General features: G+C 60.7%; 3 protein-coding genes. 2 read left to right on the forward strand and 1 reads right to left on the reverse strand.

Going from position 1 to position 3,898, the window contains the following annotated elements:
- Together AUR_RS01090 and AUR_RS01095 are read left to right on the forward strand one after the other, a co-directional pair.
- Positions 1 to 328, forward strand: a 328-nt coding sequence (locus tag AUR_RS01090; protein ID WP_128397026.1) for an aldehyde dehydrogenase family protein, incomplete at its 5' end; no start/stop codon positions are given.
- Positions 329 to 743: 415 nt separating this feature from the next.
- On the forward strand, positions 744 to 2,912 hold the full coding sequence (locus tag AUR_RS01095) for an amylo-alpha-1,6-glucosidase (RefSeq protein ID WP_062096402.1): 2,169 nt from the start codon (positions 744 to 746) through the stop codon (positions 2,910 to 2,912).
- Between the two features lie 187 nt (positions 2,913 to 3,099).
- On the opposite strand, the gene AUR_RS01100 is transcribed toward AUR_RS01095, so the two are convergent.
- Positions 3,100 to 3,528 (reverse strand): glucoamylase family protein, encoded by a 429-nt coding sequence (locus tag AUR_RS01100; RefSeq protein ID WP_321175086.1) that lies wholly within the window; start codon positions 3,526 to 3,528, stop codon positions 3,100 to 3,102.
- Positions 3,529 to 3,898: the final 370 nt, after the last annotated feature.

Raw genomic sequence — 3,898 nt, forward strand, 5'->3', positions numbered from 1 at the left:
TGACGCAACGATCCTGGCCAGCGAAATCTTCGGTCCCGTGGCTCCGGTCACGACCTTCCGCGCGGAGGAAGAAGCTATCCGGTTGGCAAATGCCTCCGAATACGGATTGGCTGCCTACCTCTTCAGCCGTGACCACGCGCGGATGCTCCGTGTAGCCGAGCAAATTGAGTTCGGCATGGTCGGCTTCAACAGCGGCATGATCTCCAACGCAGCCGCCCCATTTGGCGGCGTCAAACAATCCGGACTCGGAAGAGAAGGCGGAGCAGAAGGGCTCGCCGAATACACCACCGCGCAGTACATCGGCATCGCTGATCCGTACGTGGACTAAACACGGTGCCAGCGGGAGAGCCACCCGCCGGAGCATCGCCCCAACACTGGCCCCCGCCCTTTGCCCGCAACAGGGGCGGGGGCCATTCCATGCCCAAAGACAGACGCCATCACCACTTACCGGCACCGCCGGACCATCTGCAGCGACCCACCGCAAGACCGCCCTCGCGGCGGTCGTTCAATGGTTTAGATTGCGCCTTTTTTGCAGTGGTCGATTCTGGCATCAGCTTGTTCTGCAGCGTGCGGTTGGCCCAGGCAAAGCCCCGGCCATTAGAGGTCGTGGGACAGTCCACGCGCGGTCTGGTCCCGCGCGACAGAGAAGCGTAGCGTCTGATAAATCAACGAACACGGAGGCCGGAGCCTGACCGGGAACCGCATCGTTGGCCGAACAAAAACCCCTGGTGAAGGAACCGGACATGGCTGGATGGAATGCAGATACTGCCGCAGGGCCGTTGGGGACAGGGGCGGTCACCTTGGTGGAAGGAACGTCCTTCTGTATCTCCTCGCTGAACGGAGACATCCAGCCGAGTTACCCGCATGGCGTTTTTGTTCAAGATACGCGGATTCTCTCCAGTTGGAGCCTGACAATCAACGGCCAGCCGGTGGAACCACTATCAGCGGAGACCAAGGAACCCTATAGAGCCCTATTTATCGGCCGCGTTCCGCGTTCGGACAGTCATGCAGACAGCCCCCTGATTGTGGAGCGGCTAAGGGAAGTCGGCGCCGGCCTGTTGGAACAAATCACCGTGCGGAATTATTCGCTGAGCCCGGTCGAATGCTTAATCTGCCTTAAGATTGAGGCGGATTTCGCGGATGTATTCGAAGTGAAGGAAGCCAGGATTGAGCGGCGCTGGGAAGAACGCCGACGGCCGAAGAGGGATTCGCTCACCATCCAAGGAGTCTGGGAGGGCGTCCGCAAGGGGGTCGTGGTCAGGGCAATTGGCGCCGAGATCGAGGAAGGGGCGTTGACATACAAGACCGTGGTGGGTCCAGCGGGCGTCTGGGAGGCCGTGCTCAATGTTGCACCGTCAGATGACGGAGCCAAGCAAGTGAAACCCTTCATGCATCCGGACCTTCGCGGTCCGTCGCCGAGTGATCTGCGCCGGCGTGCGTGGGTGGCAAAAATCCCAGTCTTGCAGATGGGCAACCATTCGCTCGAGCGCACCCTACGACGCAGCTACGACGATTTGGGGGCCCTGCGGATCGAGGATCCGGATCATCCGGAGCGTGTCGTTGTGGCCGCGGGGGCGCCATGGTTCATGACCTTGTTTGGCCGGGACTCGCTGTGGGCGTCGCTAATGGCGCTTCCCGTTGACCCATCCTTGGCCTTGGGCACCCTGCAAACGCTGGCGGACCGTCAAGGCAGGGTGGTGGATCCCGTTACCGAGGAGGAGCCGGGCAAGATCCTGCACGAGGTGAGGCTCGATGTCTCCAGCGGGTTGGCTTTGGGCGGCAAGTCTGCGTACTACGGCAGCGTGGACGCGACGCCTCTGTTCGTGATGATGCTCGGTGCCGTGAGCCGTTGGGGATTTTCCCCGGATACGACCGCTGCGCTGTTGCCTCATGCAGATCGTGCCTTGGCGTGGATTCGGGAATATGGGGACAAAGATGGCGACGGGTTTGTCGAGTACGCCCGCCTCAACGATCAGGGCTTGATCAACCAGGGCTGGAAGGATTCGTGGGATGGCATTAATTTCGCCGACGGCACCCTGGCGGAGCCGCCGATTGCCCTGTGCGAAGTGCAAGCCTACGTCTATGGCGCATATGTTTCACGGGCCTGGATGGCCTACGACGTCGGTGAGGAGTCGCTGGGGGCCGAGCTCATGGATCGTGCGGAGCGGCTAAAAAGGCAGTTCAATGAGCAGTTCTGGCTGCCTGATCGTGGCTACTACGCCATCGCGCTGGACCGCGATAAGCGTCCAGTCGATGCGTGCGCGTCCAACATGGGTCATTGTCTTTGGTTTGGAATCGTCGACGAGGACAAGGCGCCGCTGGTGGTTGAACGGCTGATGGCTCCGGAAATGTTCAGCGGTTGGGGAATCAGGACTCTGGCCAGCGACATGGGAGCCTTCAATCCTGCAAGCTATCACAACGGGTCCGTCTGGCCCCATGACAACGCGATCATTGTCATGGGTTTGATGCGTTACGGCTTCGTTGCGGAGGCGCAACGTATTGCCGCCGCCCTACTGGATGGCGCCGAATACTCTGACGGACGGCTGCCGGAGCTTTTCTGCGGCTTTGCCAGGGAACAGGTGGCGCATCCTGTGCCTTATCCCACCGCTTGTTCCCCGCAGGCGTGGGCGGCAACTGCCCCGATCGCGCTGGTGACAAGCCTCATGAGATACGATGCGCACGTTTCCCGTGGCGGGGTGTGGCTGGATCCGGTGCTGCCGGAGTCTTTCGGGCGCCTGCACATCAGCAACGCCCCGACGGGCCGCGGACCCATCGATATTGATGTCGTGGGGTCCGAATTCACAGTCAGTGGGCTGGCTGGCGACCTGACTCTTCACCGCGGGCATCGGCCATGGATGACTGAGCTCGTGGATCAAGCCAGACGGCACTTGTACCGGACGTATGGGGAATAGGCTCGTAGCCGGGTGCAGGTGCAGCATACCGACGTCATTGGGCCCGCGTAGGTTGACTTGGAGAACGGCTTGGTCCAGGAGCAGAGCCCTGGACCAAACCACTCTCTCTGGATGAGCTAAGCCATCCATGGGGCCTTCTGCTCGGCGGCAGATGGCAAGGAGATGGTAACCTTCGTCGTCGGGTTGGTCACCCGACCGGTCCGGCTCCGAATTCCTCAGGTGCGATCAGGGGCTTGATGGTGTGTTCGATTTCGCCGGCGATGAAGTTCCGGCGGATCACGTTGTTGCCGAAGACGTTTCCTATAGCGCCAAGGATCATGGCCTGGTCAAGGGAAAGGTAGCGTCGGGCGATGGTTCCGGATTTGACGGCCACGGCGTCGAAGAAGCCACCCCCACCGTATGCGCCCAGCTCGCGTTCGATTTTCATCAGGTTCGTGTAGGCCTGTTGGGGTTCATACTCCATGGCCAGGAATGCTGCGTGGGGTGTGACCACACCGTCTCCCCAGCTGGGGTTTGGATTGGTGGCCGGCCGGCATCCTTCGAAACCGATGTCGAGGTTGGTCCTCTCTACATCGGAGGGGTATCCGGAGTTGCTTTCGGCACCTGGCCCCCCAATGGTGTGTCAATATGAGCGCAGTGCTGGGTAGCTTGATGTGAGGACCTGCCGGGGCCTTGCGGAATCGCCGCGCCGGGCTTAGTGGCCATCCTCGGCGATCTGCGAGAATCTGCGGTCGGGGTGGATGGCCCGACCATGCACTTGTGATCGTTATTCTGCATATGGCGCCTGCCAGGTCGGGCAAAGAAGATGTGCTTCCCCAATTGCATGACTATGCTATTGTACGACAATAGGTGAAAGCGTCGACTTCTGGAGACGACAGTGACTCAGGCCTACGAGAGCGGAGCCCAGCAACTTCCGGCATTAACCCAAAAGGCAGGCAGCGGTGGTCGTCACGAAGAGCTTTGAGGTCATCATCGCGAAGTTCAGG

Source organism: Paenarthrobacter ureafaciens (genome assembly GCF_004028095.1).
In the GTDB taxonomy this organism is placed as follows: domain Bacteria; phylum Actinomycetota; class Actinomycetes; order Actinomycetales; family Micrococcaceae; genus Arthrobacter; species Arthrobacter ureafaciens.